This is a genomic window from Capnocytophaga sp. oral taxon 335 str. F0486, from assembly GCF_000277665.1.
Taxonomy (GTDB): Bacteria; Bacteroidota; Bacteroidia; order Flavobacteriales; family Flavobacteriaceae; genus Capnocytophaga; species Capnocytophaga ochracea.
Genome location: NZ_AKFR01000031.1, coordinates 70,829 through 95,607 on the forward strand (window position 1 = coordinate 70,829; position 24,779 = coordinate 95,607).

General features: G+C 40.2%; 21 protein-coding genes, 1 tRNA gene and 1 pseudogene. 14 read left to right on the plus strand and 9 right to left on the minus strand.

The window, feature by feature from the left end; translation table 11 throughout:
• Positions 1-33 precede the first annotated feature (33 nt).
• From HMPREF1320_RS06540 to HMPREF1320_RS06580, 9 genes are all read left to right on the plus strand, one after another.
• The gene (locus tag HMPREF1320_RS06540; protein ID WP_009417962.1) at positions 34-795 is read left to right on the plus strand and encodes a TatD family hydrolase; all 762 of its coding nucleotides are present in this window, start codon (positions 34-36) and stop codon (positions 793-795) included.
• Positions 796-867: 72 nt separating this feature from the next.
• Positions 868-2,001: a 1-acyl-sn-glycerol-3-phosphate acyltransferase gene (locus HMPREF1320_RS06545; RefSeq protein ID WP_009417912.1), complete on the plus strand. Its 1,134-nt coding sequence runs from the start codon at positions 868-870 to the stop codon at positions 1,999-2,001.
• A complete protein-coding gene (locus HMPREF1320_RS06550) occupies positions 1,988-3,016 on the plus strand; it encodes an asparaginase (RefSeq protein WP_009417928.1) in 1,029 nt (342 codons plus the stop codon). The genes HMPREF1320_RS06545 and HMPREF1320_RS06550 overlap by 14 nt, the downstream gene beginning before the upstream one ends.
• 69 nt (positions 3,017-3,085) lie before the next feature.
• Positions 3,086-3,173 (plus strand) — tRNA-Ser (locus HMPREF1320_RS06555).
• 73 nt (positions 3,174-3,246) lie between these two features.
• The gene (locus tag HMPREF1320_RS06560; RefSeq protein ID WP_009418843.1) at positions 3,247-3,978 is read left to right on the plus strand and encodes a MotA/TolQ/ExbB proton channel family protein; all 732 of its coding nucleotides are present in this window, start codon (positions 3,247-3,249) and stop codon (positions 3,976-3,978) included.
• A gap of 28 nt (positions 3,979-4,006) precedes the next feature.
• A complete protein-coding gene (locus tag HMPREF1320_RS06565; RefSeq protein ID WP_009418031.1) occupies positions 4,007-4,438 on the plus strand; it encodes a hypothetical protein in 432 nt (143 codons plus the stop codon).
• Positions 4,439-4,444: 6 nt separating this feature from the next.
• Positions 4,445-5,059 carry an ExbD/TolR family protein gene (locus HMPREF1320_RS06570; protein ID WP_002673266.1) on the plus strand — a complete coding sequence of 205 codons (615 nt, stop codon included), beginning with the start codon at positions 4,445-4,447 and terminating at the stop codon, positions 5,057-5,059.
• Positions 5,060-5,071: 12 nt separating this feature from the next.
• Entirely contained in the window at positions 5,072-5,551 is a 480-nt protein-coding gene (locus HMPREF1320_RS06575; protein ID WP_002673265.1) for an ExbD/TolR family protein, read from the plus strand.
• 118 nt (positions 5,552-5,669) lie between these two features.
• A complete protein-coding gene (locus HMPREF1320_RS06580) occupies positions 5,670-6,176 on the plus strand; it encodes an outer membrane beta-barrel protein (RefSeq protein WP_009410900.1) in 507 nt (168 codons plus the stop codon).
• Positions 6,177-6,223: 47 nt separating this feature from the next.
• Here the strand turns inward: HMPREF1320_RS06580 and HMPREF1320_RS06585 are convergent.
• A pseudogene (locus tag HMPREF1320_RS06585) lies at positions 6,224-8,476 on the minus strand (helix-turn-helix domain-containing protein); the annotation flags it as partial.
• 350 nt (positions 8,477-8,826) lie between these two features.
• Here HMPREF1320_RS06585 and HMPREF1320_RS06590 point away from each other — a divergent pair.
• Positions 8,827-10,251: a Gfo/Idh/MocA family protein gene (locus HMPREF1320_RS06590; RefSeq protein WP_009418137.1), complete on the plus strand. Its 1,425-nt coding sequence runs from the start codon at positions 8,827-8,829 to the stop codon at positions 10,249-10,251.
• 114 nt (positions 10,252-10,365) lie between these two features.
• A complete protein-coding gene (locus HMPREF1320_RS06595; protein WP_009418080.1) occupies positions 10,366-11,451 on the plus strand; it encodes an ATP-binding protein in 1,086 nt (361 codons plus the stop codon).
• 6 nt (positions 11,452-11,457) lie between these two features.
• On the opposite strand, the gene HMPREF1320_RS06600 is transcribed toward HMPREF1320_RS06595, so the two are convergent.
• The 8 genes from HMPREF1320_RS06600 to HMPREF1320_RS06635 all read right to left on the minus strand — a co-directional run bounded on the left by HMPREF1320_RS06600 (position 11,458) and on the right by HMPREF1320_RS06635 (position 21,608).
• Complete coding sequence (locus HMPREF1320_RS06600) at positions 11,458-12,126, minus strand: hypothetical protein (protein WP_034554306.1); 669 nt, start codon at positions 12,124-12,126, stop codon at positions 11,458-11,460.
• A complete protein-coding gene (locus HMPREF1320_RS06605) occupies positions 12,123-13,169 on the minus strand; it encodes a WD40/YVTN/BNR-like repeat-containing protein (protein WP_009417915.1) in 1,047 nt (348 codons plus the stop codon). The genes HMPREF1320_RS06600 and HMPREF1320_RS06605 overlap by 4 nt, the downstream gene beginning before the upstream one ends.
• Before the next feature lie 180 nt (positions 13,170-13,349).
• Entirely contained in the window at positions 13,350-16,532 is a 3,183-nt protein-coding gene (locus HMPREF1320_RS06610) for a UvrD-helicase domain-containing protein (RefSeq protein WP_009418009.1), read from the minus strand.
• A gap of 15 nt (positions 16,533-16,547) precedes the next feature.
• The gene (locus HMPREF1320_RS06615; RefSeq protein ID WP_009417934.1) at positions 16,548-18,626 is read right to left on the minus strand and encodes an outer membrane beta-barrel protein; all 2,079 of its coding nucleotides are present in this window, start codon (positions 18,624-18,626) and stop codon (positions 16,548-16,550) included.
• A gap of 3 nt (positions 18,627-18,629) precedes the next feature.
• Positions 18,630-19,556: a Dyp-type peroxidase gene (locus HMPREF1320_RS06620; RefSeq protein ID WP_009418119.1), complete on the minus strand. Its 927-nt coding sequence runs from the start codon at positions 19,554-19,556 to the stop codon at positions 18,630-18,632.
• 14 nt (positions 19,557-19,570) lie between these two features.
• Positions 19,571-19,795 (minus strand): hypothetical protein, encoded by a 225-nt coding sequence (locus HMPREF1320_RS06625; RefSeq protein WP_009418061.1) that lies wholly within the window; start codon positions 19,793-19,795, stop codon positions 19,571-19,573.
• 32 nt (positions 19,796-19,827) lie between these two features.
• Positions 19,828-21,099, minus strand: a complete 1,272-nt coding sequence (locus tag HMPREF1320_RS06630) for an adenylosuccinate synthase (RefSeq protein WP_009418074.1) — start codon at positions 21,097-21,099, stop codon at positions 19,828-19,830.
• 11 nt (positions 21,100-21,110) lie between these two features.
• Positions 21,111-21,608 carry a Fur family transcriptional regulator gene (locus tag HMPREF1320_RS06635; RefSeq protein WP_009417991.1) on the minus strand — a complete coding sequence of 166 codons (498 nt, stop codon included), beginning with the start codon at positions 21,606-21,608 and terminating at the stop codon, positions 21,111-21,113.
• A gap of 671 nt (positions 21,609-22,279) precedes the next feature.
• Here HMPREF1320_RS06635 and HMPREF1320_RS06645 point away from each other — a divergent pair.
• From HMPREF1320_RS06645 to HMPREF1320_RS06655, 3 genes are read left to right on the plus strand one after another with little or no spacing between them, the layout of a single operon-like run.
• Entirely contained in the window at positions 22,280-23,353 is a 1,074-nt protein-coding gene (locus tag HMPREF1320_RS06645) for a PCMD domain-containing protein (RefSeq protein WP_009418139.1), read from the plus strand.
• Positions 23,346-24,128, plus strand: a complete 783-nt coding sequence (locus HMPREF1320_RS06650) for a porin family protein (protein ID WP_034554312.1) — start codon at positions 23,346-23,348, stop codon at positions 24,126-24,128. The genes HMPREF1320_RS06645 and HMPREF1320_RS06650 overlap by 8 nt, the downstream gene beginning before the upstream one ends.
• Positions 24,129-24,163: 35 nt before the next feature.
• Positions 24,164-24,727 (plus strand): helix-turn-helix domain-containing protein, encoded by a 564-nt coding sequence (locus HMPREF1320_RS06655; protein ID WP_009418002.1) that lies wholly within the window; start codon positions 24,164-24,166, stop codon positions 24,725-24,727.
• Positions 24,728-24,779 lie beyond the last annotated feature (52 nt).

Genomic DNA, 24,779 nt, shown 5'->3' on the forward strand with positions numbered 1-24,779 from the left:
AAATAACTACTAAACACTAACGACTGACAACTGATGATAGATACACATACACACTTATATTCAGAAGAATTTGACGCTGACCGTACTGAGATGATCGCACGAGCTAAAGCAGCTGGCGTAACCCGTTGTTTTATCCCAGCTATTGATGCGAGCTATACCCAGCGAATGTTTCAGCTGAAAAACGATTATCCTGACTACGTTTTCCTAATGAACGGTCTGCACCCTTGTAGCGTGAAAGAAAACTATCAGGAGGAACTTGTGCACGTTGAGAATTTGATGCAATCGCATTTCTTTTGTGCTATTGGCGAGATAGGCATCGACCTTTATTGGGATAAAACTTTTCTCAAAGAGCAACAAGAGGCTTTCCAGTGGCAAATACAGTTGGCTAAAAAGCATCAGTTGCCTATTGTTATTCACTGTCGAGAGGCTTTCGACGAAGTGTTTGAGGTTTTAGAAACTGAAAAAAGTGACGACCTTTTTGGCATTTTTCACTGCTTTACGGGTACAGAAGCGCAAGCTCAGCGCGCTATTGCCTACGGCTTACATTTAGGTATTGGCGGAGTGGTAACTTTTAAGAACGGAAAGATAGACCAGTTTTTAAAAAATATAGATTTACAGCATATCGTTTTAGAAACCGATTCACCTTATTTGGCACCAGTACCTTACCGCGGGAAACGCAACGAAAGTGCTTATATAGTGAAAGTTGTAGAGAAATTATCGGATATATATGCTTTGCCCGAAAGCGAGATTATACGCCTTACTGACGAAAATGCTACAAATATATTTAAGATTTAATTAGGTATTATCAAATATATTTCGTTACTTTGCCTTTCGTTATCCAAAACAAGAGAATATAGAGTATCTGAAATGACCGATTATTTCAAGTCCATACGTCCGTTTAACGACAACGAAGTAGCACGTGCCTTGTCGCAAATTAAAGATAATCCTTTGATTAGAGCGATGATGGCTTATGCATTTCCTAATGAAACTCCTGAGGAGCGAGAGCGACGACTGCTTGCTTGCCAAAAGGTATCAGATTTTCAGGAGGATATAATGTATCAAGTGGTTACTAAGGCGATTGAGAAAAGTATTTCGGAATTTACCTGTGATGGGTTTGACGGTTTAGACCCCCGCAAAGCTTATGTATTTGTTTCCAATCACCGCGATATTGTTTTAGATACTTCCTTATTAAACGTTGCCCTATACGACAATCACCTTTCGATGACGGCTTCGGCTATGGGTGACAATTTGCTCAGGAAAAAGTATTTGAAGATATTGGCGATGCTCAACAGAAATATCATTATATATAGGAGTTTGCCCCCACGAGAGGCTTTGGAGCATTCTAAATTGGTATCGGAATATATTTACCACTGCATTACAGAAGAGCATCGCAATGTGTGGATTGCGCAACGAGAAGGGCGTACTAAGAACGGCGACGACCGTACCCAACAAGGGGTTTTGAAGATGCTCACCCTTAATGCTCCCGAAGATATATCACCTTTGCAGTACCTCAAAACACTTAATTTAGTACCAATGTCGATTTCCTATGAGTTTGACCCCACTGATGTGTTGAAGTTGCCCGCACTTATTGCCCAACATAACGGGGTAGAATACGTGAAATCTAAAAAAGAGGATTTTGAGAACATCATTCAAGGCTTGTTGGGACAAAAAGGACGTGTGCATATTTCGGTAGGACAACCGCTGTACGACCAGATAGACACTATAGAAGCTACACATCAGCATCTTAACAAGCAATTGCAAGCCTTAGCTGAATGTTTGGACAAAGCTATTCATCAACAGTACAAGTTGTTTCCTGCGAATTATATTGCTTATGATTTGCTGAACGACACCTCTATATATAAGGAATACTACAATGAAAAAGATTTTCGACGTTTTGAACGCCGAATGAACAACCGAAGCAATTCTGAAGACCTTTCACAAAAGAAGTTTTTAGAGATGTACGCTAATCCTGTAAAGAACAAATTCGATGGAAACCAATAATTCAAAAGTGCTCCTCATCTATACGGGGGGGACTATCGGGATGATAAAGGACTACCAAACAGGAGCCTTGCGCGCTTTCGAGTTTGATAATCTTTACAAGCGTATTCCTGAGCTCTCGCACTTAGATTGTGAAATCTCGGTGCACTCGTTTGAGAAAGTGATAGACTCCTCGGATATGAACCCCCAGCATTGGATTGAAATTGCTGAGGTGATTGAAAGAGAGTATAATCACTACGATGGTTTTGTAGTGTTGCACGGCAGTGATACGATGAGCTACTCGGCTTCGGCTTTAAGCTTTATGCTACAAGGGCTTACTAAACCTGTAATATTTACCGGTTCACAACTGCCGATAGGCGATTTGCGTACCGATGCCAAAGAGAACCTCATTACCTCTATACAGCTGGCAGCCCTAAAAGAAAATGGTGAGCCAGTGATACAAGAAGTGGGGCTCTATTTTGAGTACAAGCTCTACCGAGGCAACCGTACTACCAAAATAAACGCCGAGCACTTTCAAGCTTTTGCCTCGCTGAACTACCCTCTGTTAGTAGAAAGTGGTGTACATTTAAAGGTAATGAAAGAGAACCTTTTACCCCGCAAGCAAAAGCAACACTTAGAAGTGTGGAAAGATTTTGAAACTAATGTAGCGATTATCAAGATGTTCCCAGGCATTACTGCACCTATACTGAATGGTATTTTCAATATCCCAAATCTGAAAGGGGTAGTGTTAGAAACCTACGGTTCAGGTAATGCTCCTACCGATGCGTGGTTTGTAGAGAGTTTGCAGAGTGCTATTCATAAAGGAATACATATAGTGAATGTTACCCAGTGTTCTGGAGGTAGTGTGATGATGGGCAAATATGAAGCGAGTGAAGCCCTCAAAAAGATGGGAGTGATAGACGGAAAAGACCTCACAACCGAGTCGGCAATCACAAAATTGATGCTTTTGCTTAAAAAAAATATTTCTCATAAACTATTCAAAATCAAGTTTGAAGAAAATATAGCTGGAGAAATTTAGCAAAAAATTAAGAAAAAACTTGTGGGATAGAAAAATAATTTGTTACTTTGGCATTCAGAAACAGCATAGAGAGAGGTGTCCGAGTGGTCGAAGGAGTACGCCTGGAAAGTGTATATACGCCACAAGCGTATCGAGGGTTCGAATCCCTTCCTCTCTGCTTCTTTCTAAAAAAAAACAGAATAATTATTAAACATTAAATTATCAACTAACAATTTAAAAAGATTAAACAAATGAAAAAAATGTCATCTAAGCTACTTCTAGTAGCAATGTTAATTTTAAACGTGGCTATGGTTAGCGCTCAGGAAGCAACTGAAACGATGCAACAAAGCAAAGGCTTCCACCAAGTATTTAAAGAGCGTTTTATTGAAGGGGGTCCTATGTATATGGCTCCTATCTTGCTCTGCTTGATTATTGGTTTGGCAGTAGCTATTGAGAGAATTATTTACCTCAATATGGCGACTACCAATTCTAAAAAGCTAATCGCCGATATTGAAGAGGCATTGGATAGCAAAGGTATTGAGGCAGCTAAAGAAGTGTGCCGTAATACAAAAGGCCCTGTTGCATCTATTTTCTATCAAGGTCTTGACCGTTCATCAGAAGGTATTGATATGGTTGAAAAATCAGTAGTATCTTACGGAGGTGTACAGATGGGACAATTAGAAAAGAACGTATCTTGGATTTCGCTCTTTATTGCTATTGCACCGATGTTAGGGTTTATGGGTACGGTAATTGGTATGATTGAGGCTTTCGATAAGATTAGTTCAGCTGGTGGTTTGGACGCATCATTGATTGCTGGTGATATCAAGGTTGCCTTGCTTACTACAGTGTTTGGTTTGATTGTAGCAATGATACTACAAGTATTCTACAACTACATCATTGCTAAAATCGACGCTATCGTAAATGATATGGAAGATGCTTCTATCTCATTGATAGACCTTTTAGTAGCAAGAAAAATGAAATAATTTATTCACCCATTAAACAACTTTAAGTATGTATAAAATAGCAAAATATGGAGCTCTTGCTTTGGGCGTAATTGGGGTAGTTCTATGGATTGTTTTGTCTTTCTTTACAAACGCTGAGGATCCCAACAACGGTACTATGCAAGCTTTGTTTGTGCTGACTTATGTTCTTTTAGGTATTGCTTTGTTGGCAGTAATCGTATCAGCGGCACAAAACATTTTAGCTTCACCAAAAGCACTTAAGAAAACGCTTATCTATACGGGAGGATTTGTGGTAGTTCTTCTTTTAGCTTATATCTTCTCATCAGGAGCTGTAGAAGCTAATGCCAGTGACGAAGTGAAGAAAGCCAGCGAATCTGTAAGAAGATGGGTAAGCACAGGTTTAATCGCTTTGTACATATTGGTAGCGGTAGCCGTAGTAGCTCTTATAGCTTCCAATGTAAAAAAAGCACTAATGAAATAAGAAATTATGGCAAAACGTTCCGCACCCGAGGTAAATGCAGGTTCAATGGCTGATATTGCTTTCTTGTTGTTGATATTCTTTTTGGTAACAACAACTATTGAGAGCAACTCAGGGATTACTGTAAAGTTACCTCCTAAACCACAAGAAAATACGCCACCACCTCCACCAGTAAAAGAGAAAAACGTATTGGTAGTGGTAGTGAACAAGTACAACCAGTTGTTAATAAACAACGAAGTTAAGGAACTTAAAGACGTAAAAGAAACAGCGCTTAATTTCTTGGATAACAATGGAGATGGTTCTTGTACTTACTGTAAAGGTAAAAGAGACCCTCTATCATCAGACAACCCAGATAAAGCAGTTATTTCTTTGCGCAATGACCGTGAAACTTCATATCACACTTATATAGCTGTACAAAATGAATTGATTAAGGCATATAATGAGTTACGTGAGCGTGAACGTAGACGTTTGTTCCCTAACGAAGTACCTTACGTTCAGATAGAGGAAGAATTTAACGCAGCTCGTACTCCTAAAGACAGGAAAGATGCGTTAGAACCTAAAATCGTGAAATTACAGGAGCTATTCCCAAGAAAATTGCTTGAAACAGCACCTAAGAAACACTAAAATTAGAAGGATATGTCAAAATTTACAAAAAAGAAAAGTGGCGAAACGCCCGCTGTTTCTACGGCTTCTTTGCCAGATATCATCTTTATGCTTTTGTTCTTCTTTATGACAGTAACAGAATCTAAAGATAGTGATTTGATGGTACAAAATAAGTTGCCAGTGGCAGACCAGGTACAAAAATTGGACAAGAAAGACCCAGTTGTGTACATTTATGCAGGGAAACCACTTCCTAAGTATCAGGCTAAGTTTGGTGTAAACGCTAAAATTCAAGTGAACGATAAATTCATTGATGTTTCGGAGGTAAGCCACTATATATTGAATTATAGAGAAGGTTTACGCGATGCACTAAAAGATGTATTTATGACCGCTTTGAAAGTAGATGCTGATACCAATATGGGATTAGTGAGTGATATTCGTGAGAAATTGCAAGATGTTAATGCCTTGAAATTGACTTATATTGCTCGTGAAGGTTCTCCTTTGAATCAAAAATAAATAAGAAACATATTTCTGTGTTAAAAAGACTACCTTAAAAATTAGGGTAGTCTTTTTTTGTTATTATCAATAAAAATATTACCTTTGCATTATTAAAACAAGTTAATAGTAATTATTTATGAGAAAAATCGTTTTACTTTTTGGATTACTCCTCAGTGCAGGAGTAGCTTCAGCACAGTCGTTTGGGGCTGGTGATGTACAAATTAATGGAGGTCTTGGTGTTTCAGGTCCAGGAGCTATGATATATGGTTCAGTGGACGTTGGGATTAATGACCAAATAACTGTAGGAGGTGAGTTATTTTACCGTGGTAGAAACTACAATAGCGTAAAATACAATAATATAGGTGTTTTAGCCACGAGTAATTACCACTTCAATAAACTCATAAGAAGACTTCCTTCAAACGTAGATTTGTACGGTGGTTTAAGTTTGGGATATTACAATTGGAATAATGATTATAAATATGACAATTGGGATCCTTATTATGATTCAGGATTTGCAGTGCGTCTTCAAACAGGGGGGCGTTACTTCTTTACAGAAAACTTCGGTGTGAATGCTGAGTTGTTTGTAGAACACAACTCTTTTGCAACAGGAGGTTTTAAAGCAGGTGTTACTTATAGATTTTAATAACTTAAAAAATGAAAAAAGGGACTTCTGAGGAAGTCTCTTTTTTATTATGATTTTTTAGCCTCTTTTAGTAAGTAGGCTCTGAATAAACGCAGTTCGTCCCAACTGTATCTTTCTTCTGTCTTTTCATAAAGACTTCTCAGGGTAGTAAGTTCTTCGTTTTCGTTTTCTTTAAAAATTGTATTCAGTTCATTGATAGTTTCCTCAGGAAGTACCTCAGTAATAGCAATTTTATCTTGCTCTATGCATTTGGCTATGTGAGAATAGATAGTAGCCTGTGATAGCGTACGCTCTTTGGCTATTTCGGCTACTGTTTTACCTTCTTTCCAAAGCTGAAGTGTAATATCATAAGTAGAGCGTTTTTCCTTCTTGGGTTTATCATCTTTGGAGAGAGGATATTCGCCTATAAAGAGTTTTTCGTTCTTTAAAATATTATTAATTTTTCCGGTGAGTTCAGTGTACAAAGTTTCTAATTTGGCTGAATGTATCTTTTCTTTATCAAAGGGTTGGTCGGATTGTGCTAATTGCACCATTTGCTCTAAGCGGAAGAGTTTCTTTAGCGTTTCGGAAAGACTATTGTCTAACTCTTTTAGTTCGGTGAAAAATTGTTTAACTTTTTTCTGATTGGCTATCTTTCCTTCTACTAATAGCACTTCATACCACAATTGTTCTAAGAGCGGTGTAAAATAAGTGATACCTTTGGCTACGCGTTCGAAAATATGCTGAACATCGGTTGCATTATTGAAAAGTGTTTTGAGTTGCTTGATGAATTTCTCGGAGACGGTAACGAGTTCTTGCACTCTTACTAACTGCTGTGATGCCCAATCTTTATATAGGTTTTTATTGCCAATTTCACCTGAATAACTATTGCGGTGTAGCACCCATTCTTCTAAAAGAGTATTCCATTGGAAAGTGTTTAGAATATTCTCCTGCAAAAATTCGGTTTTTCCTGTATAACAAGCGGTTTGTACTTCTTTTTCGGAGGCTTTGTTCTCGGCATAACCTATCACTTCACCATTGTTGTTGATACCATTAGCACTTACTGAGGATAGTAAGACCAAGCCGTCTAAAGAGCGCAGGCGCGAAAATGCTACATAGGCTTGACCTGAGGCAAATACGCTTGCCAAATCTAAGATGGCTTTCTCGAAAGTGAGCCCTTGACTTTTGTGTATGGTAATTGCCCACGCCAAACGCAATGGGTATTGGGTAAACGAGCCCAGGCGCTCTTCTTCTATATCTTTGGTTGTTTCATTCAGTTTATATCGTACGTTTTCCCATTCGTAGCGTTCGACGTTTATGACCCTTCCACCGTCTAATTTCACGTTAATTTCACCTTCGGAAAGAGAGACCACTGTACCCATCTTTCCGTTGAAAAACAGGTGTTCTCCTGAAATGTCATTTTTGATGAACATTACTCTTGCGCCTTCTTTTAGCTGAATGACTTTTTCGATAGGGTAGAGGTATTCGGGAAAATCATCAACAATATCAGCCTCGTAAGAGAATAGGGGAGAGGAGAGTTTACTCATTTCGCGTTGGTTCATTGCATCGGCTTTGGCGTTGTGAGTGGTAAGGGTGATATAATCTTTTAGGTGTTTTTTAGGGAAATCTGGCTGTACATACCTTTCTAACTGTTTGATATCCTCAGAGGTAAGTTGGTTTTCACGTAAGTGATTTAAAATGGAGATAAACAGCTTATCGGTTTGTCGGTAAATGGTTTCGAGTTCTACATATAGCAAAGGATTTTGAGTTATGACTTCGGACTGAAAGAAAAACATTCCTTTATAATAATGTTTGAGCACTTCCCATTCCTCTTGTTTTACTACGGGGGGCAACTGTAACAAATCGCCGATGAAGAGCACTTGTACGCCTCCGAAGGGTCGTTTGTCTTTTCGGATAAACTGCAACATATAGTCCATAGCATCGAGCACATCAGCACGGAGCATACTCACTTCATCTACAATTAACAATTCCATATTGCGGATAACCTGCTGTTTATTTTTGTGCATTTGGAAGTGTTTGCGCAAAGAAAATCGATTTTCGAAGCGCAAGAATTCATTCACAATAGGGGGATTGCTGAGTGTTGGTAAGAAAGAAGCAAAAGGGAGTTGGAACATCGAATGAATAGTTACCCCGCCAGCATTGAGAGCAGCAATACCCGTAGGGGCAACTACCACCGTATTTTTATAACAAGTATTGATGATTTTGTGTAGCAGAGTAGTTTTACCTGTTCCTGCTTTCCCTGTGAGAAAAATATTTCTATTTGTTTGATTTACAAGTGTAAGTATGTACTCTTCCATACCATTTGTTTGGTTGTTATCATTTAAAACGCAAAGATACGAAACTTATTTTAATTAGCAAATTAACAAATTAGATGTGAACTACACAGCTAAATTTTGGTAGGAAGGAGGGTAGGTTTAGCTTATAGAAAGCTTATAGGAAGCTTATACGAATCTTGGACGATTGGTATAGAAAGGGTATATAAATAGTTGAAAGTGAATGGTTAAGAGTGAACGTTTTTTTGTAAAAAAGGTACTGAAAAGTAATTGTACAGGAGCGGATAAATAAATCTTTTTTCTTTTCTTTTGTTACTATTAATTTTTTTTGCTACTTTTGTCACATTAATAATCAACCTTTAAAAATATTCACAGCTATGATTAAAAAAATCTATCAAGTAGCCATAGGCATTGCTGTATGTCTTGGCTTTGTGGCTTGTAACTGCAATCAAGCTACTTCTAATGAGAATAAGAGTAGAAGTTCTTATCAAATTAAAGTAACTACCCCCCCTCGTCCAGCTGGGCAAACAGATGTACTAAACCTTACTACACCTAAAATGGATACGGTGCGTATAGGAATCATCGGTCTTGGAATGCGCGGACATAGTGCGGTAGAACGTTATATGCACGTGCCCGGAGCGAAAGTTACAGCTATCTGCGATATACGTCCTGAAATGGTAGAAAAAGCGCAACAAGTAATTGAAAAAGCAGGGCATAAGCGTGTAGCCCAGTACACAGGTGATGAAAATGCTTGGAAAGCGCTATGTGAGCGCAAAGATGTAGATCTCGTGTACATTGTAACTGACTGGAAACATCACGTACCTATGGCGCTTTATGCTATGGAACACGGTAAACACGTGGCGATAGAAGTGCCCGCAGCTCTTGATATGGAACAGATTTGGGCATTGATTAATATGAGTGAGAAGAAACGCTTACACTGTATGATGCTTGAGAACTGCGTGTATGACTACTTTGAAATTACTACTCTTAATATGGCACAACAAGGACTCTTGGGAGAAGTGATTCACGGTGAAGGCTCTTATATTCATAACTTAGACGACTTTTGGACTGAGTATTGGAATAACTGGCGTTTAGACTACAATGCTAAAAATCGCGGAGATATATACCCTACGCACGGTATAGGTCCTGTATGCCAAGCGCTTAATATTCACCGAGGAGACAAGATGAACTATTTAGTTTCATTTGATACGCACGCTTTTAGAGGTAAAGAAGTGTACAAACGCGTAATGGGCAAAGAAGATCCTAACTTCCAAAACGGTGACCTTACTGTTACAATGATTAAGACAGAAAAAGGAAAAACCATACAAATACAACACGATGTGGTAACACCACGTCCATATTCACGTATGTATCAGCTTACAGGAACAAATGGATTCGCGAATAAATATCCAATAGAAGGTTATCTTATTCAGCCAGAAAGTATAGCAAAAGACGAAGTCCCTAACCACGAAAATCTTTCGGCACACAGCTTTATGCCCGAAGAGGCTAAAAAAGCAATGATGGAAAAATACAAACCACGTATTCTTAGAGAATTGGAAACTAAAGCAAAAGAAGTGGGCGGTCACGGTGGTATGGATTTCATTATGGACTATCGCCTCATCTACTGTTTGCGCAATGGTTTGCCTTTGGATATGGACGTGTATGACCTTGCTGAATGGTGTTGCTTAGCACCTCTTTCTAAACTATCATTAGAAAACGGTAGTGCTCCTGTAGAAATACCCGATTTTACTCGCGGAGCTTGGAATAAACAAAAAGGTTACAAACACGCGTTTGCTAATTAGAATCCCCACCCCTTTCCCTCCCCCAAGGGGAGGGGGTAGGATAATATATTTTTCTAACTATTTATATTGCATTCTCTCTTCCTTGGGAGGGGGCGAGGGAGGATTATAGAGCTTATGTCAAACGTATTACGTCTTCCTGCTGAACAACTATATGCAAAAGAATTAGAGGCTTTAAAAGAAGAGGATAAAAAACAAGAAAAGCCCATAGGCTGGCAATTGTCGCCTAAAGCTGTGCTGAAATTTGTAACTGGAGGTACTGCCAGCGGGGTAGAGATTACCCCTAAGTACATCGGTCATAACCGCTTGGTGGAAATCGCTATTGCTACACTCCTTACCGACCGCTCTCTACTGCTTATAGGCGAGCCAGGAACCGCCAAATCGTGGCTTTCCGAAAATCTTACAGCAGCTATTTGTGGCGATTCGTGTAAAGTGATTCAAGGTACAGCGGGCACTAGTGAAGAACACATTCGCTATTCGTGGAACTACGCAATGCTCTTGGCTAACGGGCCATCGCACGAAGCTCTACTTAAATCACCTATTTATCGCGCGATGGAAACAGGAACTGTCGCTCGTTTTGAGGAGATTTCGCGTTGCGCTTCCGAAGTACAAGACGCACTGATTTCTATCCTATCGGAGAAGAATATTGCCATTCCTGAACTCAGTGAAGAATTGCCTGCTCAGCGCGGTTTCTCCATTATTGCCACTGCCAATACCCGCGACCGTGGTGTAAACGAGATGTCGTCAGCACTCAAAAGACGTTTCAACATCATCGTGCTACCTGCCCCTGCTACTTTAGAAACCGAAGTGTCTATTGTAACCAAACGTGTAGCTGAGATTTCTAACAACTACAAACTGAAAGCCGCCTTGCCAAGCAATGAAGCTATAGAGAAGATTGTAACAATTTTCCGCGAATTGCGCAAAGGAGCTACTTTAGACGAAAAACAAAAACTCAAATCTCCTAGCGGAGTTATTTCTACTGCAGAAGCTATTTCGCTTATCACCAATAGTATGGCATTAGCAGGCAGTTTTGGCAACGGCACTGTTACCGATGAAGATTTAGCATCAGGATTGCAAGGAGCTGTAGTAAAAGATGAAGATAAAGATAAAATGGTGTGGAAGGAATACCTTGAAAATGTAATGAAGAAACGCGGAGCTTCTTGGCGTGAACTCTACAACCAATGTTCAGCAATGAACAATTGATAATTATCACATTGGCAAATTGGCAAAATTGCACATTTCCACATAGTAATAAATAAGCGAATTGTATTCAGGATGCGCTTGAATCCACTGATGCAAGATAGGTATAAAGGTGGCGATAATCTCTTTATCGCCACTTTCTAATATACGTTTGCTATAAGCGATATAGATTTGCTCTGCCAAAGGCATTATAAGTATACCTTGGTATGACTTAGGTGCAAAATCCTCAGCGCGCAGAAACGGCATCACGTCAGTAATTACTTCCAAATATTCCTCACGATCTTTATAAGCTTTGTGCAACTGCTCTGCTAGGGCAGAAAACGCTTTTGAAGGCATCGTGAAATACATACCTTTCAAATTCTCGTACAGCACATCAATAAGTTCTATTTTTCCTGTTTTGCGCAACTGTGCGAAGAACTTCACGTATTGCCAAAGCAGTTGGTCGGTGATGAGCACTTCTTCAATGCTAAAACGCAGGTCTTTGAGTGCTTGCACATATTGCAGAAAAGTGTCTAAGTCGTTTTCGGCTACTGCCCTCTTGCAAAAATCGTAATACACCCAGCCCAACGAATATTTGTTGATACTGCTATCGTTTTCCTTAAATTCCTCAAGAGCGATGCGCAACGCCTCGTCCAAGTCACCTGCTTTGCGCAAAGCCGTTACCTCACTTATCATCATTTCTTTACAACTCTAAAAAGGGTGATTTTCTCATTGCCCGAAGCAACCATAGTTTGCTCATCTACAAAGAGTAGCGCGTGATAGACTTTATCTGAAAGTTGTTGCCAACTTCTACCTTGGTCGTTAGAGAAGAAAAGACCATTAGGCGAAGTTGCCACCAAAGCATTTCCTTCACTATTAGGAATGTATTGCACACAACTTGCATAGCCAATAGCCTTGTCGGTCACGATAGGCTGCCAAGTTTTACCCCCATCGAAAGTTAGTGCGCCAGAGCCTTTGCACTCTGTAGGTTGTTCGTAATCCCCACCGAGAACAATGCCCTGCTGGTCGTTGTAGAAAGCTATGGTGAAAGCCCCTTGAGTAGCCGAACCTTGGGCGATAGGTAGGGTAGCGAGTTCTTGCCATTTATAACCCTTGTTGTCCGAGAATAACACCCTGCTTTTGCTACCACCTGTCACCACCCATAGCTTGTTGCCATAGTGCGCCAAAGCCGAGTTGCTAGCAGCGAATACACTTTCACCCTCTTCGAGTTTTGGCGATTGCGACCACGTGAGTTTCGTCCATTGCTGTCCGCCGTTGAGAGTCGTTACTACCGATAGACGATGGTCGATAGGGTCGCCTATAGCGATGCCAAATTGGTCGTCCGTAAAGCGCAATACATCGTAGAATACATCGGGGTGTTCCTCGCGATACACTTCCTCCATACCACTTTGTTCCGCTTTGTAAAGCAATGCAGGGTTGCCAATAGAGAGCATAAAAAAGTTCTGAGTCGTTGCCCCCACTGCGCGGAAATCCGAAATGACCCCGCGATTCTTCAAGTTAGAAGTCGCAATGGTTTGGTTTTGAGTGTTGATAAAACCAAAGGTAGCATCGGAGCCTGCAAAAGCCACGTTTTTCTCTAAGAGCACCATTGCACGCACGCTTATCTTCTCCAATGGGAAAGACTTTACTTCTACCAATTCGATAGTAGTGTCCTTATAAGGATTGGAGTGCTTACAAGCCCCAAGACAAAGCAATATAAAAATAATAGCAATATGTTTCATATCTCAGTGAGAAACAAAGGCAAAGATAATGTTTTTGCTTGGAATAACAAAGAAAGGATGTATTTTTTTCATCACTGACGCTATTTGTCAGAGTAGCGTCTTACCTTTGCACCGTGAAACTAAAAAGACAATCATTACTAAAACTTTTTTGAACAATTCTAAGACGTATTTTAGAGAGGATTAGAGAATCTTTATCACTTCTCCTAAGTCCAAATACACTAAATATTTTCCTTTTACTTGCCAGCCTATGGCTGTTAGGTTTTGTTGGTAATGCTGTAGTTGGGTGCGGTATTGGTCGTTGGGTTGTCCGGTTTTGTAATCTATGATATAGACTTCGCGAGTGGTGGGGTTGTAGGCAAGTCGGTCGGGACGGAAATAGTAGCCATTAGCATCTATAAATTCACGTTCGGTAAAATATTCGTAGTCCTTGCTAAAGAAAGGTGCTAAAGTGCTGTCGCTAAGCAATCGCGCCATTTGGGGTTGCAATAGCTCGTATTGTTCGGTAGTAATAGTGCCCTCTTGTAGTGCATCGTTGAGCACAGTGTCGAGGTCGGTGGTATAAGTGATTTTCGAGAATAACTCGTGAATGAGGTTGCCACGCTCCAAGGCTTCTTGTTGGTGAGTGTCCCATAGCAGGGAAGTTCCTGTCGCAATCTTGTAGTTCGGATACTGCCAACCTTTTTGAAAAGGAATAGGTGATTCTTCTGTAGCTTCTTTCTCTTTCTTCTTAGGAAATACAGCACTTCCAAAGGTATATTCCACTACATCGCTATTCCACTGTCCGTTTTCTTCTAAAAACTCTTTAAAGAGTGTGCCATAAGTCTCGGCACTGCTTTTGGAGAGTGAGGTGATTACATAAAGAAATGATTCGGGGCGCGTCATCGCTACGTATAGCACATTTAGCTGGTCGAGGAGGTTTTGTTCGTGCAATTGTGTCATCAGTTGCTCGGCTTTGGGGTCGTAGTTCACTAAACTTTTATTGCTGTTCACTAGCAGATAGTCAAAGCCCTTAAACTGCTCGTGATCTACGGGAAACCAAAGTTTTTCGGTGTGGGTGTCGATGAGTTTGCTATCGGCAAAGGCGTAGATAATCACGGGAGCAGAAAGCCCTTTGCTCTTGTGTACCGTCATTACAGTAATGGCATTCAAACCTTCGGGTGAACTGATGCTGAGTTTTTCTTGCTGGTCGTCCCAGAACTCTAAAAAATCGGACAAGCCTCCTTTGCGCGCATTCTTAAAATCGAATACAATGTCCATAAAGTGAGTGAGATAAGCATCGGAAGGGCGAGCGAGGTCAAAACAATTCACCGCCAAAGCTACCCCTTCGTATAGAGAATATTGGTTGAACAGCTCTATAGAGAACTGAAAATCGGCAAGGAAAGTATTTACAGGTTCCTCTACATATTTGCTGAGGAATAGGTGAGGGTCTTTAATTTCTTTAAAACGCAGATAATCAAAGAGTAATTGCAGTTTGATTTCCTTGCTATCAGGATGGTAGAGCAAACGTAATAGGGTGACGAGAAACTGTACCGAAGCGACGTTTTTCAGCAATAGTGAATCGGGAGAGATTACATTTCTTTGCCGTTCTGAAAGGAAAGAGGCTACGGCAGCCCCTTCGCGGTTAGTGCGCACCAATATAGTAATATCCTTATCGGTAGCCCCTGCTCGGTTAGCGTGCTCTATTTTTTCTAAAATCGCTTCACAATAACTCCGTTCGCGCGGTGAAAGTGCTACAACATTGCTGTTGTTTTCTTCTGTAGTCACTTCTTCTTCTCCCACTGCTATAAACGAAAGATTGAAATAGCCTTCGGGTAAGGATTGGTCTCTTTTGTTTTTTGGATAATCCTGTATGGAGTTCTCATAAAGTTTTTTGTATGTATCACTTTGGAAAAGGTCTGAAGCAAACTTAAAAAAATGGTTGTTAAAATCGATAATAGCTTCTAAACTGCGGAAGTTTTTATCAAGGTCTTTCACTTCTCCTTTGATACGGAAAGGGTTTACTTCATTGTTATACAGACTCATAAACTGTTCAGCCTTGCCTCCTCGCCAACGATAAATCGATTGTTTGGCATCGCCTACAAGTAATACCGACCCGCACTTATTGTTCACCTCACTTTGCACTGCATTGAGGATAAGCGGTATAAAGTTCTGCCATTGCAGTACTGAGGTGTCTTGAAACTCATCGATAAAATAGTGGCGGAATTTCTCACCTATACGTTCGTAGATAAAAGGTGCAGGCTGGTTGCTGAGCTCTGAGGAAATCACTCCGTTAAACTCCCATATAGGCAAGATGTTTTCTTCTTCTTTAATGTTTTCTATTTCTTTTTGTATGCGGTTGAGCAAAGCCAAAGGCACAACATATCTCAGCGCGTTGTTCGCAAAGGCAAGGGCACCAAAAGCTTTTTTGATTGCCAAAAACAAGTTGGCAATCATCTCTTGCAAACTGTCTATCAGAGCAGTATCGTATTTCTTACCTGCTGAACCAGAATAAAGAGGTTCGCCTTCTAATAGATTGTTTTGCCAACCACTGCCCCACGAAGGCTCCTTAGAGTTGTCGGCAGTGAGGTTATCGAAGAATTTGTATAAATGTCCTCCATTAAAAGCGCCTTTATCCAAACCGTGCTCACACATCAGTTGCATAAAGTCTTGGGCAGAAGTTTTAATGCTTTTCAGGGCATTGTTGCGTTGTTTGAGTAAGGTATTTTTAAGGATTAGAAAATCGGGTATTTCCTTGTCTTTCAGTGATTGTAATTGCTCGTAATGGTTCTCATTGGTGAGCATTTCAGCTACGCCTAATAATTCTTTAGTAGTATCCCAACTCTTGTCGTCATCTATCTTTTCATTGGCAAAATCGATGAGCAATTGGGTAAGCTCGGGGTCGTTTCCTGCCTTATTCATCAAATTATCAACTGCGCGCTCTAGTAAAGCCTTGCTGTCCAACTGTACTTCAAAGAAAGGATTGAGGTGCAAATCCTGTGAGAAGTGGCGTATCAGTTGGTGGTTAAACCCATCGATAGTACTGATATTAAAAGCCGCGTAGTTGTGCAGTATATGCTCCAAAGCCTTAGCCGAACGCGTTCTCAGTTCTTCGTCGGGGAGATTCAATTCCTTTGCTAATTCAGTAAACATAGCGTGAGGTTTAGTGAGCATTTTGTCCTCACTGAATACCCCCAATAACTCTATGATGCGGTTCTTCATTTCAAAAACCGCCTTATTGGTAAAGGTAATAGCTAGTAACTGCTTAAACAAATCGGGTTGCTTACTGCCGAGAATAATTCTCAGATAAGCTTTCACCAGACTGTAGGTCTTTCCAGACCCTGCCGAAGCGTTGTATATAGTATAATTTGCTGAAGGTGTATTCATTTTTTACCTCTTACCTTAAAATTGCGCTGCAGGAGCGGTATCGTTGTTGAGCTTCTTGTCTACCGAATTGTTCTTTCCTTTGGAGAAATCGTAACTAACCCCTAATACAAACATATTGCGGTTGTTCTCTATGTAGGTATAACTATGCTGGTTTACCAAACCTTCGTAACTACTCTTCATCTTGTATTCCGAAGGCATTCCTAACCAAAACACACCACCTTTAAGTGTCCAACTACCTAACTGGTATTCTATAAAAATATCATTGTTATTTTCATAAGTGCTCATAGTGTTGCCGTCTATGTAATAAATAGGGAAGTTGAAACTGTAATCTACCCTCAAATCTTTATAGGTAAAAGTAAGTGATAGGTTGTTGTCGATATAATCATTGCGAGCGCGTAGTCCAACATCAGTAACCAAAGTCTCACGTGTAGGGGCTATATTAGCTGAAAATACAAATAAATCATTCCTTAATGGTTTAAAAGTACCATCTAATGAAAAACCAAACTCCTCGTGATATTTACTGTTTTCATAAGTGCTGAGTATTCCATTGCGTACGGGGTCTTTGATATAAATATCAGTAATTACTCGTTGGGTGTTTTTGTAGAAGGGTTGAAGGCTAAAATCGGTGTACTCATTGTTGAAAGTATAAGAGAGTCCAGTCCAAAATATATGTTGTGATTTTAGGTAAGGATTTCCTGTCTCCAAGATGTTCGGCGCTTGTTGTGCTATATTGCTACTGAGTTCTGCACTACGCGGACTGCGGGGTACATAGTAACTTGTGAGGCGCAAACTCTGGTTATTAGCTAATTCATAACCCAACACTACTTTTGGCGTAAACACCCATTCGGTAAAAGTATTTTCGGCACTACGGTTGTGGGTGTGGGTGAGCCCAGCACTGGCTCTGTACATAAAATTAGCCTTTTTACCTACAAACTCGGTGTACAAATACTGATTGGTATAGGTAACATCGTAAGCCGAAGTACCTGCCAAGTTACGTAAATCGTTGTCGATAAAAGTACTGCTAATGCGGTAGCCCGAATTGAGTTTGCCTATAGTAAACTGATGAGTATGTGCTACTTCACCTACCCAACCGCGTTGTTTTACTTTCAAATCCATATCATCGTCGTACACATTCTGCTGGGTTGCGGTCTCCCATTCTTTTGAGAGGTTCTCTTTGGTAGTGTTGTAATAACTCCCCACGACGTTCACGCTCAATTCATCACGTTTGCCTAATTTTTTAGAGAAGTATAGGTCTACTTTGGGGCGCAACCAGTGGTCGTGACTTTTACCTGATAATGTGTGATGGATAACCGTTGTACCTTGTGTAAATAGATTTATGCCATTGCTATGTGCAGAGCGATTCAAAAGTTCCATTCCGGCTTTAGCTTGGAAACTATAGTTTTGTGGTACTACTGTGCTATAACGCACCGAAGCGTTGTGTGCATTATAGCTAAACCCCGATTTTGACAGTTGGTCGTTTGCATAACGCACACCCGATAGTTCGTAATCGGAGTGTTTTTCATAGTATCTATCGTTGTAATTCCGAAACTCCAATTTGTATTCCACTCCCAACGTATGCTTGCCTTTGGTGTAGTTGCTATAAGCCGAAGCATCTACAAAGCCCGTAGTAAGTGCCGAAAGCGCATCCACCCCTACCGAATACCCCTCTTCAGCCGAACGTGTGATGATGTCCACCACTGTGTCAGCCCTATTGCTCCAGCGCGCAGGCGGAATATCGTAATAGTCTATGCGTGCCACGTTTTGAGGGGCGATACCGCGTATTTGCAAGTCAGTTGCCTCTATACCGTTCACTAATACCAAGAGCGTACCCCTTTTAAGAGTGGCAATCTGGTTGGTTACAGGATTGAGGTGCAGGTTAGGCAAACTGCGCAAGAGGTCTTTGGCATAGCGTGCTTGTTCCACAGCTTTCTTCTCAAAGGTAAAGCTCGCCTTATCGGTATATTGTGTTTTGCGCTGTGCTTTTACAATTACCTCATTGAGCACAATCGTATCCAAAGGTGTTTCAGGCACTACTTCTTGCGCTGTAGTGGTCATAAAATAAACTAATAGTAAGGTGGTTAAAAGGTGTTTCATATTTTATCCTGCAAACTCGTCTAACATATCCAAAGATGGTACAAAGAAAAGTGTTCCTGTTTCGGCAGTGCTGAAATCTAATAGGCGGTCGTAATTGCCAGCGGGATTGCCTATAAACATATTAGTGAGCATCTTTTCTACCGTACTGAACGTATTGGCATAGCAGATGAAGTAAGTGCCCATTTGGTGACTTACGGGGTCGTGGAAAGGCATATTGTCTCTCACTACTTTCAAATCATCGCCTACATTGGCAAGTGCCGAGTGCGCGTTCGATGGCTTGGTTTCCTCGTCCATTTCTATGTCCATTTCTTTGCTACGCCCTATTACTTTTTCTTGTTCGCTAACGGGGAGCGCACGCCAAGTGTTCATATCGTGTACGTATTTTTGTACGAATAGGTAGCTTCCTCCTTGGTAATCGGGGTCTTCATCACCCACTACGGCAAACTGTTCGCGTTCTGCGCCACGCGGGTTTTCGGTACCGTCTACAAAACCGATGATAGCGCGTCCGTCCCAATATCTAAAACCTTGTACGTTTACAATACCATTGGCGATGGGTTGCATTACCTCACTAATGGCAGCTGCCATATCGTAAGCCAAGCTGGGGTTATGAGCGCGGATATGAAAGTGTAAGTCTCCTTCGGTGGCTACAGCAGTGTGTTTACTACCTCTGATGGGCTCAAAATCTTTGAGTTCTTTGGGGAGCGGTTTAGGTAACCCTAAAGTAAGCCACGCCCTATGGCTAATGCCTATGGTTACACTGGCACGACCTTCAGGAAAGCGGTCGGCTACCGAGTTGTTGAGGTTTCCTACCAAACCACATACTTTTGCAAAAGTATTATTAAGCAATGTCTTGTCTATATCTTTTTTAAATGCCCATACCAAAAATATGGTATTGTTATTAGGCAAGTCTGTTACATTCTGATAATTCATTATATTAAGTATTTTTAATTTTTTAGGGATATTTCACGTGCTCTTTTCTTAACTTCAGTATAAGGTCTCAACAATCCGTTATTAGCTTGCTCAATACCTCTTTCTGTGGAAGCTAATTGCCCTTTTGTGAAATAAGTTTTTCTTCTGTCAAAAGAAATCTGTTTTTCCTTGCACCATTCTTCTACTAATAATTGCTCTTCGGTATGTAAAGGTTGTGTACTATGATGTTCATAGTTCATTCATTTTATAACTTCCTAAATCATCTAATGTTCTACCGAATAATCGTTTGAGTTCTATCAGGTCCCACCGATACTACTTTGATGGGCACTTCGAGTTCTTTCTCTAAGAAACTGATATAATCCAAAAGTTCTTTGGGTAGTTGCTGGTAATTGGTGAGTTTGGTAAGGTCTTGTTGCCAGCCTTTGAGTTCCGTATATATGGGCGTTACGTTCTGTTCTTCTATATTGTAAGGCAAGTGCTTGATTTCTTTTCCTTTATAAAGATATGACGTACATACTTTTAAAGTCTCAAAACCGCTGAGCACATCGGCTTTCATCATTGTAAGTTCGGTAACTCCGTTTACCTGTACAGCGTATTTAAGGGCTACCAAATCAAGCCAACCACAACGGCGACGCCTACCGGTAGTGGCTCCAAATTCGCGACCTACTTGGGTCATTGTTTCGCCCACTTCGTCGAATAGTTCGGTAGGGAAAGGCCCACTGCCCACACGGGTTGTATAAGCCTTAAAGATACCTATTACCTCACCAATACTGCGAGGAGCTACACCTAAGCCTGTACAAGCTCCGGCAGCCGTTGTGTTCGAAGAGGTTACAAACGGATAGGTACCAAAATCAATGTCCAACATAGAACCTTGTGCTCCTTCGGCAAGTATTTTTTTACCCTTTTTGAGGGCTTGGTATAGGTATTCTTCACTGTCGATAAGCTGAAACTCTTTCAGCACTTTTATCGCTTCAAAAAACTCGGCTTCCAACTCTTGTAGGTTATACTGAATATCCACCTTGTAGTTAGCGAGCATTTCTTCGTGTTTATCGGTGAGGTTACGGTAACGCTCGTTAAAGTCACTGAGCTCTATATCGCCCACGCGCAAGCCGTTACGACCTGTCTTATCCATATAAGTAGGTCCTATACCTTTAAGAGTAGAACCTATTTTAGCTTTACCTTTGGAAGCTTCCGAAGCAGCATCTAAGAGGCGGTGGGTAGGCAAGATAAGGTGTGCTTTGCGCGAGACGAGCAAATTCTGTTTCAAATTTACCTCGTAAGGAGCGAGCGCCTCTATTTCTTTTTTGAAAATGATAGGGTCTATCACCACCCCATTACCGATAATATTTACAGCACCTTTGTGGAAGATTCCCGACGGAATAGTGTGTAATACGTGTTTAATACCGTTAAATTCAAGAGTATGTCCTGCGTTAGGGCCTCCTTGAAAGCGTGCGATAATGTCGTAGTTCTGCGTAAGGACATCTACTATTTTCCCTTTTCCTTCGTCTCCCCACTGAAGACCTAATAATAAATCTACTGCCATTTTTGTTTCTTTTATTTGGTTGCTCTCTTTTCTTTTGGGGCATCTGCTTTGCGTGTACCGTAAAAATAAAGAGAGTGATTGCTAATATTAATGTTAAAAACCTCTTCTATGGTTTTCTGTATTGCTTGAATACGAGGGTCACAAAACTCCACAATCTCACCCGTATCGGTGAGGATTACGTGGTCGTGCTGACGGTCAAAATACGATTTCTCGTAATACGCTTGGTTTTGTCCAAACTGATGTTTGCGCACCAAACCACATTCCAGCAAGAGCTCAATCGTGTTGTAGAGGGTCGCTCTACTCACCCGATACTTTTTCTCTTTCATATTTTCATAGAGGGTCTCTATGTCAAAATGGTCGTTGTATTCGTAAATCTCCTTCACAATCGCATAGCGCTCAGGGGTCTTACGGTGTCCATTGTCTTCCAAATATTTGGTAAGCACCTTTTTTACAATCTCCAAGTTCTCTTCGGAGGTGTTTTTTTTATCTTTCTCAGCTATATTTTTCATATATTAAATATGTTTTTTCAATAAAGGGCAAAAGTACTATTTATTTTTCAGAAAACAAAACACCACCATTATTTTTCAAAGCAAACATATTTCAGCGTGGCTATATTTGCCCTCTTTGCCTTGTTTCAATTTCCCTTTTGAAGATATTTTTATCACATTACCTTCGTCATTCGTCATTTGTTCACTCATCATTTCTTCCCTTTCTCGTCTCCACATTCCCCCTCTCCTTGGGAGAAGTCTCCGAATAGGAGAGTATGTGATTGGGGTGAGGATTCCTTTTCTTTCGCCTCGAAACCCTCTTTTTACCATTTTTTGCCTTGTTATATAATACTATAAATCAACCACTTATATACCCTTCCTATACCAATCGTCCAAGATTCGTATAAGCTTCCTATAAGCTCTCTATAAGCTAACCCCACCCTGCTTATAGCCTTCTTTCATCAAAATCTCTCCCGACCCTCTTCCGAACTCCTCCGTTTCTTTTCGTTCTCTCTAACCTATCCGATTTGTCCGACAAGTCTTACCTGTCAAAAAACAATTTCTATCACTACTCATTTTCTAATTTTCTAATTTTCTAATTCTCTCATTTCCTAATTTCTGGTATTATTGGCATTATTGGTATTAAAAAAATATTTCCTACCTTTGCAGTCTAAATTCATTGAACAGCATATATGAAACTTCAAAACATCATCATTACCATAGCCTCGCTATTCACATTGCAAAGCTGTATCAAAAGCGAAGCCCCAAATGCCGAAGCCGATATCCTAACCTGTGAGGTCGACGGCAATCTGCTCATTCGTGAGCCCATAATCCAAAACACTGAGGTAAAACTCTACGTAACCGATTTAGATAAAGTAAAAAACCTCGCCCCTCGCTTCACTCTTACACAAGGGGCAACTATCAGTCCTACCAGTGGTACAGCACGCAATTTTTCTACCCCTCAAACTTATGTGGTAACCTCTGAGGACGGTAATTGGCAGAAAACTTATAAAGTGAGTTGTCTTACTAATGAAATTATCGCTCACTATCACTTCGAAAACGCTCGTGTTACTGATGGCTACTACACTTTTTACGATACCTCAGTAAGCGGACAGGAAATCGCTTGGAGTAGCGGAAATGCAGGGTTTAAATTTACCAACAGTAGTGCTAAACCCGATGAGTTCCCCACAAGTCAGAGTGAGAGTGGATACAGAGGGAAATGCGTGAAACTCGTAACGCAAAGCACAGGGGTTTTAGGAAAAACTTTTGGTGCTCCTATCGCAGCTGGTAATCTCTTCACAGGAAGTTTTGAAATAGATTTGTTCACCCCTGCAAAATCTACACATTTCGGGATTCCTTTCAAAAGAAAACCTACTAATCTTTCAGGTTACTACAAATACAAAGCAGGTGAAAAACTTACCGATAAAAACGGCAATGTAATACCTAACCAAAAAGACAAATGTGATATTTATGCAGTGCTCTACGAGGTAACTTCTCAAGTGCCTCATTTAGATGGCACTAACATCAAAACACACAATAATATAGTGTTAATGGCACAACTAACCGACAAGAGAGAAACCGATAATTGGGTACAGTTCTCTATTTCTTTTAAAACAATAAAAGGTCGCTCTATCGATACTAAAAAACTAAAAGAAGGAAAGTATAGTCTCGCTATAGTACTTAGTTCCAGTGAAAAAGGCGCTGATTTTACAGCAGCCGTAGGTAGTACTCTTTATGTAGATGAAATGCAATTGTCTTATGAATAATGAAGTTATGAAAAAGAATATCGTTATTGTATGCTTAATGCTATTGAGCTATTTTTCATACGCGCAAAACGAACGTACTGAAACGCTTGTACAATCAGAAGCTAAAGGTTGGGAATACGAGCTAAAAGCTGGCGTAAATATAGGAGGTGCAAGCCCAATACCACTCCCTAATGAAATACGGAAGATAAAGGGATATAGCCCAAGGTTTAATGGTTCATTCGAAGGGACTGTAACCAAATGGCTTACTCCTAAATGGGGTATTTCAGCTAGCTTACGATTGGAAGAAAAGGGTATGGAAACCGATGCGAATGTAAAGAACTACGGAATGGAGATTATAGAACAAGGTAACCACGTGGCGGGTTATTGGACGGGTGATGTACATACTACCTACAAAAGTTCATTTGTTACCCTGCCCATATCACTGAACTATCGCCTTGCCAATCGTTGGAAATTGCGCTTAGGTACATTCGTTTCTTACCGTATGGACGGCAATTTCTCAGGCTATGTAACCGAAGGTTATTTACGAGAAGGTAGTCCTATTGGTGAGAAAGTGAGTTTCACTAACGGACAGATAGCCTCTTATGATTTTAGCAGTCATCTCCGTCATTGGCATTGGGGCACACTGATAGGAGGCTCTTGGCAAGCGTTCAAGCATTTCAATATCAATGCTGAACTCACCTGTGGAATAAATAATATCTTTAAAAAGGACTTTAAAACAATTACTTTTGATATGTATCCTATCTATATGAATATAGGTTTTGGGTACCACTTTTAAGCACTTTATAATATCTTAATCCTTAAAGGAAATATATGACAAAGTTATTTGTAAAAAATATGGTCTGCCATCGTTGTATAATAGTACTCGATGAACAGTTAAAAGCATTAGGCTTAACACCACAAAGCATCAATTTGGGTGAAATTACTTTTACACAGGAACTTTCGTCTGATGAGATACAAGCTATCAAACAAGCTCTCTTACCCTTAGGATTTGAGGTGATGAACGATAAGAAAAGTGTTGTTATTGAAAAAATAAAATCTATCATTATCAATTTGGTACATCAGCAAGACAACAAACTATCGTTTAACCTTTCTGAAATACTCAGCAGTGAATTAGGTCGAGATTACGGGGCTTTATCGCGTTTGTTTTCTGAGGTAGAAGGCAGAACAATTGAAAAATTCTTTATTGCTCAGAAGATTGAGAGAGTAAAAGAACTCTTAGTATATGACGAACTGACGCTTAGTGAAATAGCTTATCAACTCAACTATTCAAGTGTAGCGCACTTAAGCAATCAGTTTAAAAAAGTTACAGGACTCACCCCTAGCTTTTTCAAGCAGATAAAAGATAACAAACGTAAGTCTTTAGATGAGGTTTAAATCTTACAAATTAAATACAAAATTGTGTAATATCCAAGTAGATGTTTTGCTG

Excerpts from the sequence above, each read along its gene's own strand:
- HMPREF1320_RS06575 (WP_002673265.1), top strand. The coding sequence starts at position 5,072 with ATGTCAAAATTTACAAAAAAGAAAAGTGGCGAAACGCCCGCTGTTTCT.
- HMPREF1320_RS06595 (WP_009418080.1), top strand. The coding sequence starts at position 10,366 with ATGTCAAACGTATTACGTCTTCCTGCTGAACAACTATATGCAAAAGAA.
- HMPREF1320_RS06600 (WP_034554306.1), bottom strand. The coding sequence starts at position 12,126 with ATGATGATAAGTGAGGTAACGGCTTTGCGCAAAGCAGGTGACTTGGAC.
- HMPREF1320_RS06540 (WP_009417962.1), top strand. The coding sequence starts at position 34 with ATGATAGATACACATACACACTTATATTCAGAAGAATTTGACGCTGAC.
- HMPREF1320_RS06650 (WP_034554312.1), top strand. The coding sequence starts at position 23,346 with ATGAATAATGAAGTTATGAAAAAGAATATCGTTATTGTATGCTTAATG.
- HMPREF1320_RS06560 (WP_009418843.1), top strand. The coding sequence starts at position 3,247 with ATGAAAAAAATGTCATCTAAGCTACTTCTAGTAGCAATGTTAATTTTA.
- HMPREF1320_RS06655 (WP_009418002.1), top strand. The coding sequence starts at position 24,164 with ATGACAAAGTTATTTGTAAAAAATATGGTCTGCCATCGTTGTATAATA.
- HMPREF1320_RS06570 (WP_002673266.1), top strand. The coding sequence starts at position 4,445 with ATGGCAAAACGTTCCGCACCCGAGGTAAATGCAGGTTCAATGGCTGAT.
- HMPREF1320_RS06545 (WP_009417912.1), top strand. The coding sequence starts at position 868 with ATGACCGATTATTTCAAGTCCATACGTCCGTTTAACGACAACGAAGTA.
- HMPREF1320_RS06635 (WP_009417991.1), bottom strand. The coding sequence starts at position 21,608 with ATGAAAAATATAGCTGAGAAAGATAAAAAAAACACCTCCGAAGAGAAC.
- HMPREF1320_RS06565 (WP_009418031.1), top strand. The coding sequence starts at position 4,007 with ATGTATAAAATAGCAAAATATGGAGCTCTTGCTTTGGGCGTAATTGGG.
- HMPREF1320_RS06605 (WP_009417915.1), bottom strand. The coding sequence starts at position 13,169 with ATGAAACATATTGCTATTATTTTTATATTGCTTTGTCTTGGGGCTTGT.
- HMPREF1320_RS06610 (WP_009418009.1), bottom strand. The coding sequence starts at position 16,532 with ATGAATACACCTTCAGCAAATTATACTATATACAACGCTTCGGCAGGG.
- HMPREF1320_RS06645 (WP_009418139.1), top strand. The coding sequence starts at position 22,280 with ATGAAACTTCAAAACATCATCATTACCATAGCCTCGCTATTCACATTG.
- HMPREF1320_RS06625 (WP_009418061.1), bottom strand. The coding sequence starts at position 19,795 with ATGAACTATGAACATCATAGTACACAACCTTTACATACCGAAGAGCAA.
- HMPREF1320_RS06590 (WP_009418137.1), top strand. The coding sequence starts at position 8,827 with ATGATTAAAAAAATCTATCAAGTAGCCATAGGCATTGCTGTATGTCTT.
- HMPREF1320_RS06550 (WP_009417928.1), top strand. The coding sequence starts at position 1,988 with ATGGAAACCAATAATTCAAAAGTGCTCCTCATCTATACGGGGGGGACT.
- HMPREF1320_RS06580 (WP_009410900.1), top strand. The coding sequence starts at position 5,670 with ATGAGAAAAATCGTTTTACTTTTTGGATTACTCCTCAGTGCAGGAGTA.
- HMPREF1320_RS06630 (WP_009418074.1), bottom strand. The coding sequence starts at position 21,099 with ATGGCAGTAGATTTATTATTAGGTCTTCAGTGGGGAGACGAAGGAAAA.
- HMPREF1320_RS06615 (WP_009417934.1), bottom strand. The coding sequence starts at position 18,626 with ATGAAACACCTTTTAACCACCTTACTATTAGTTTATTTTATGACCACT.
- HMPREF1320_RS06620 (WP_009418119.1), bottom strand. The coding sequence starts at position 19,556 with ATGAATTATCAGAATGTAACAGACTTGCCTAATAACAATACCATATTT.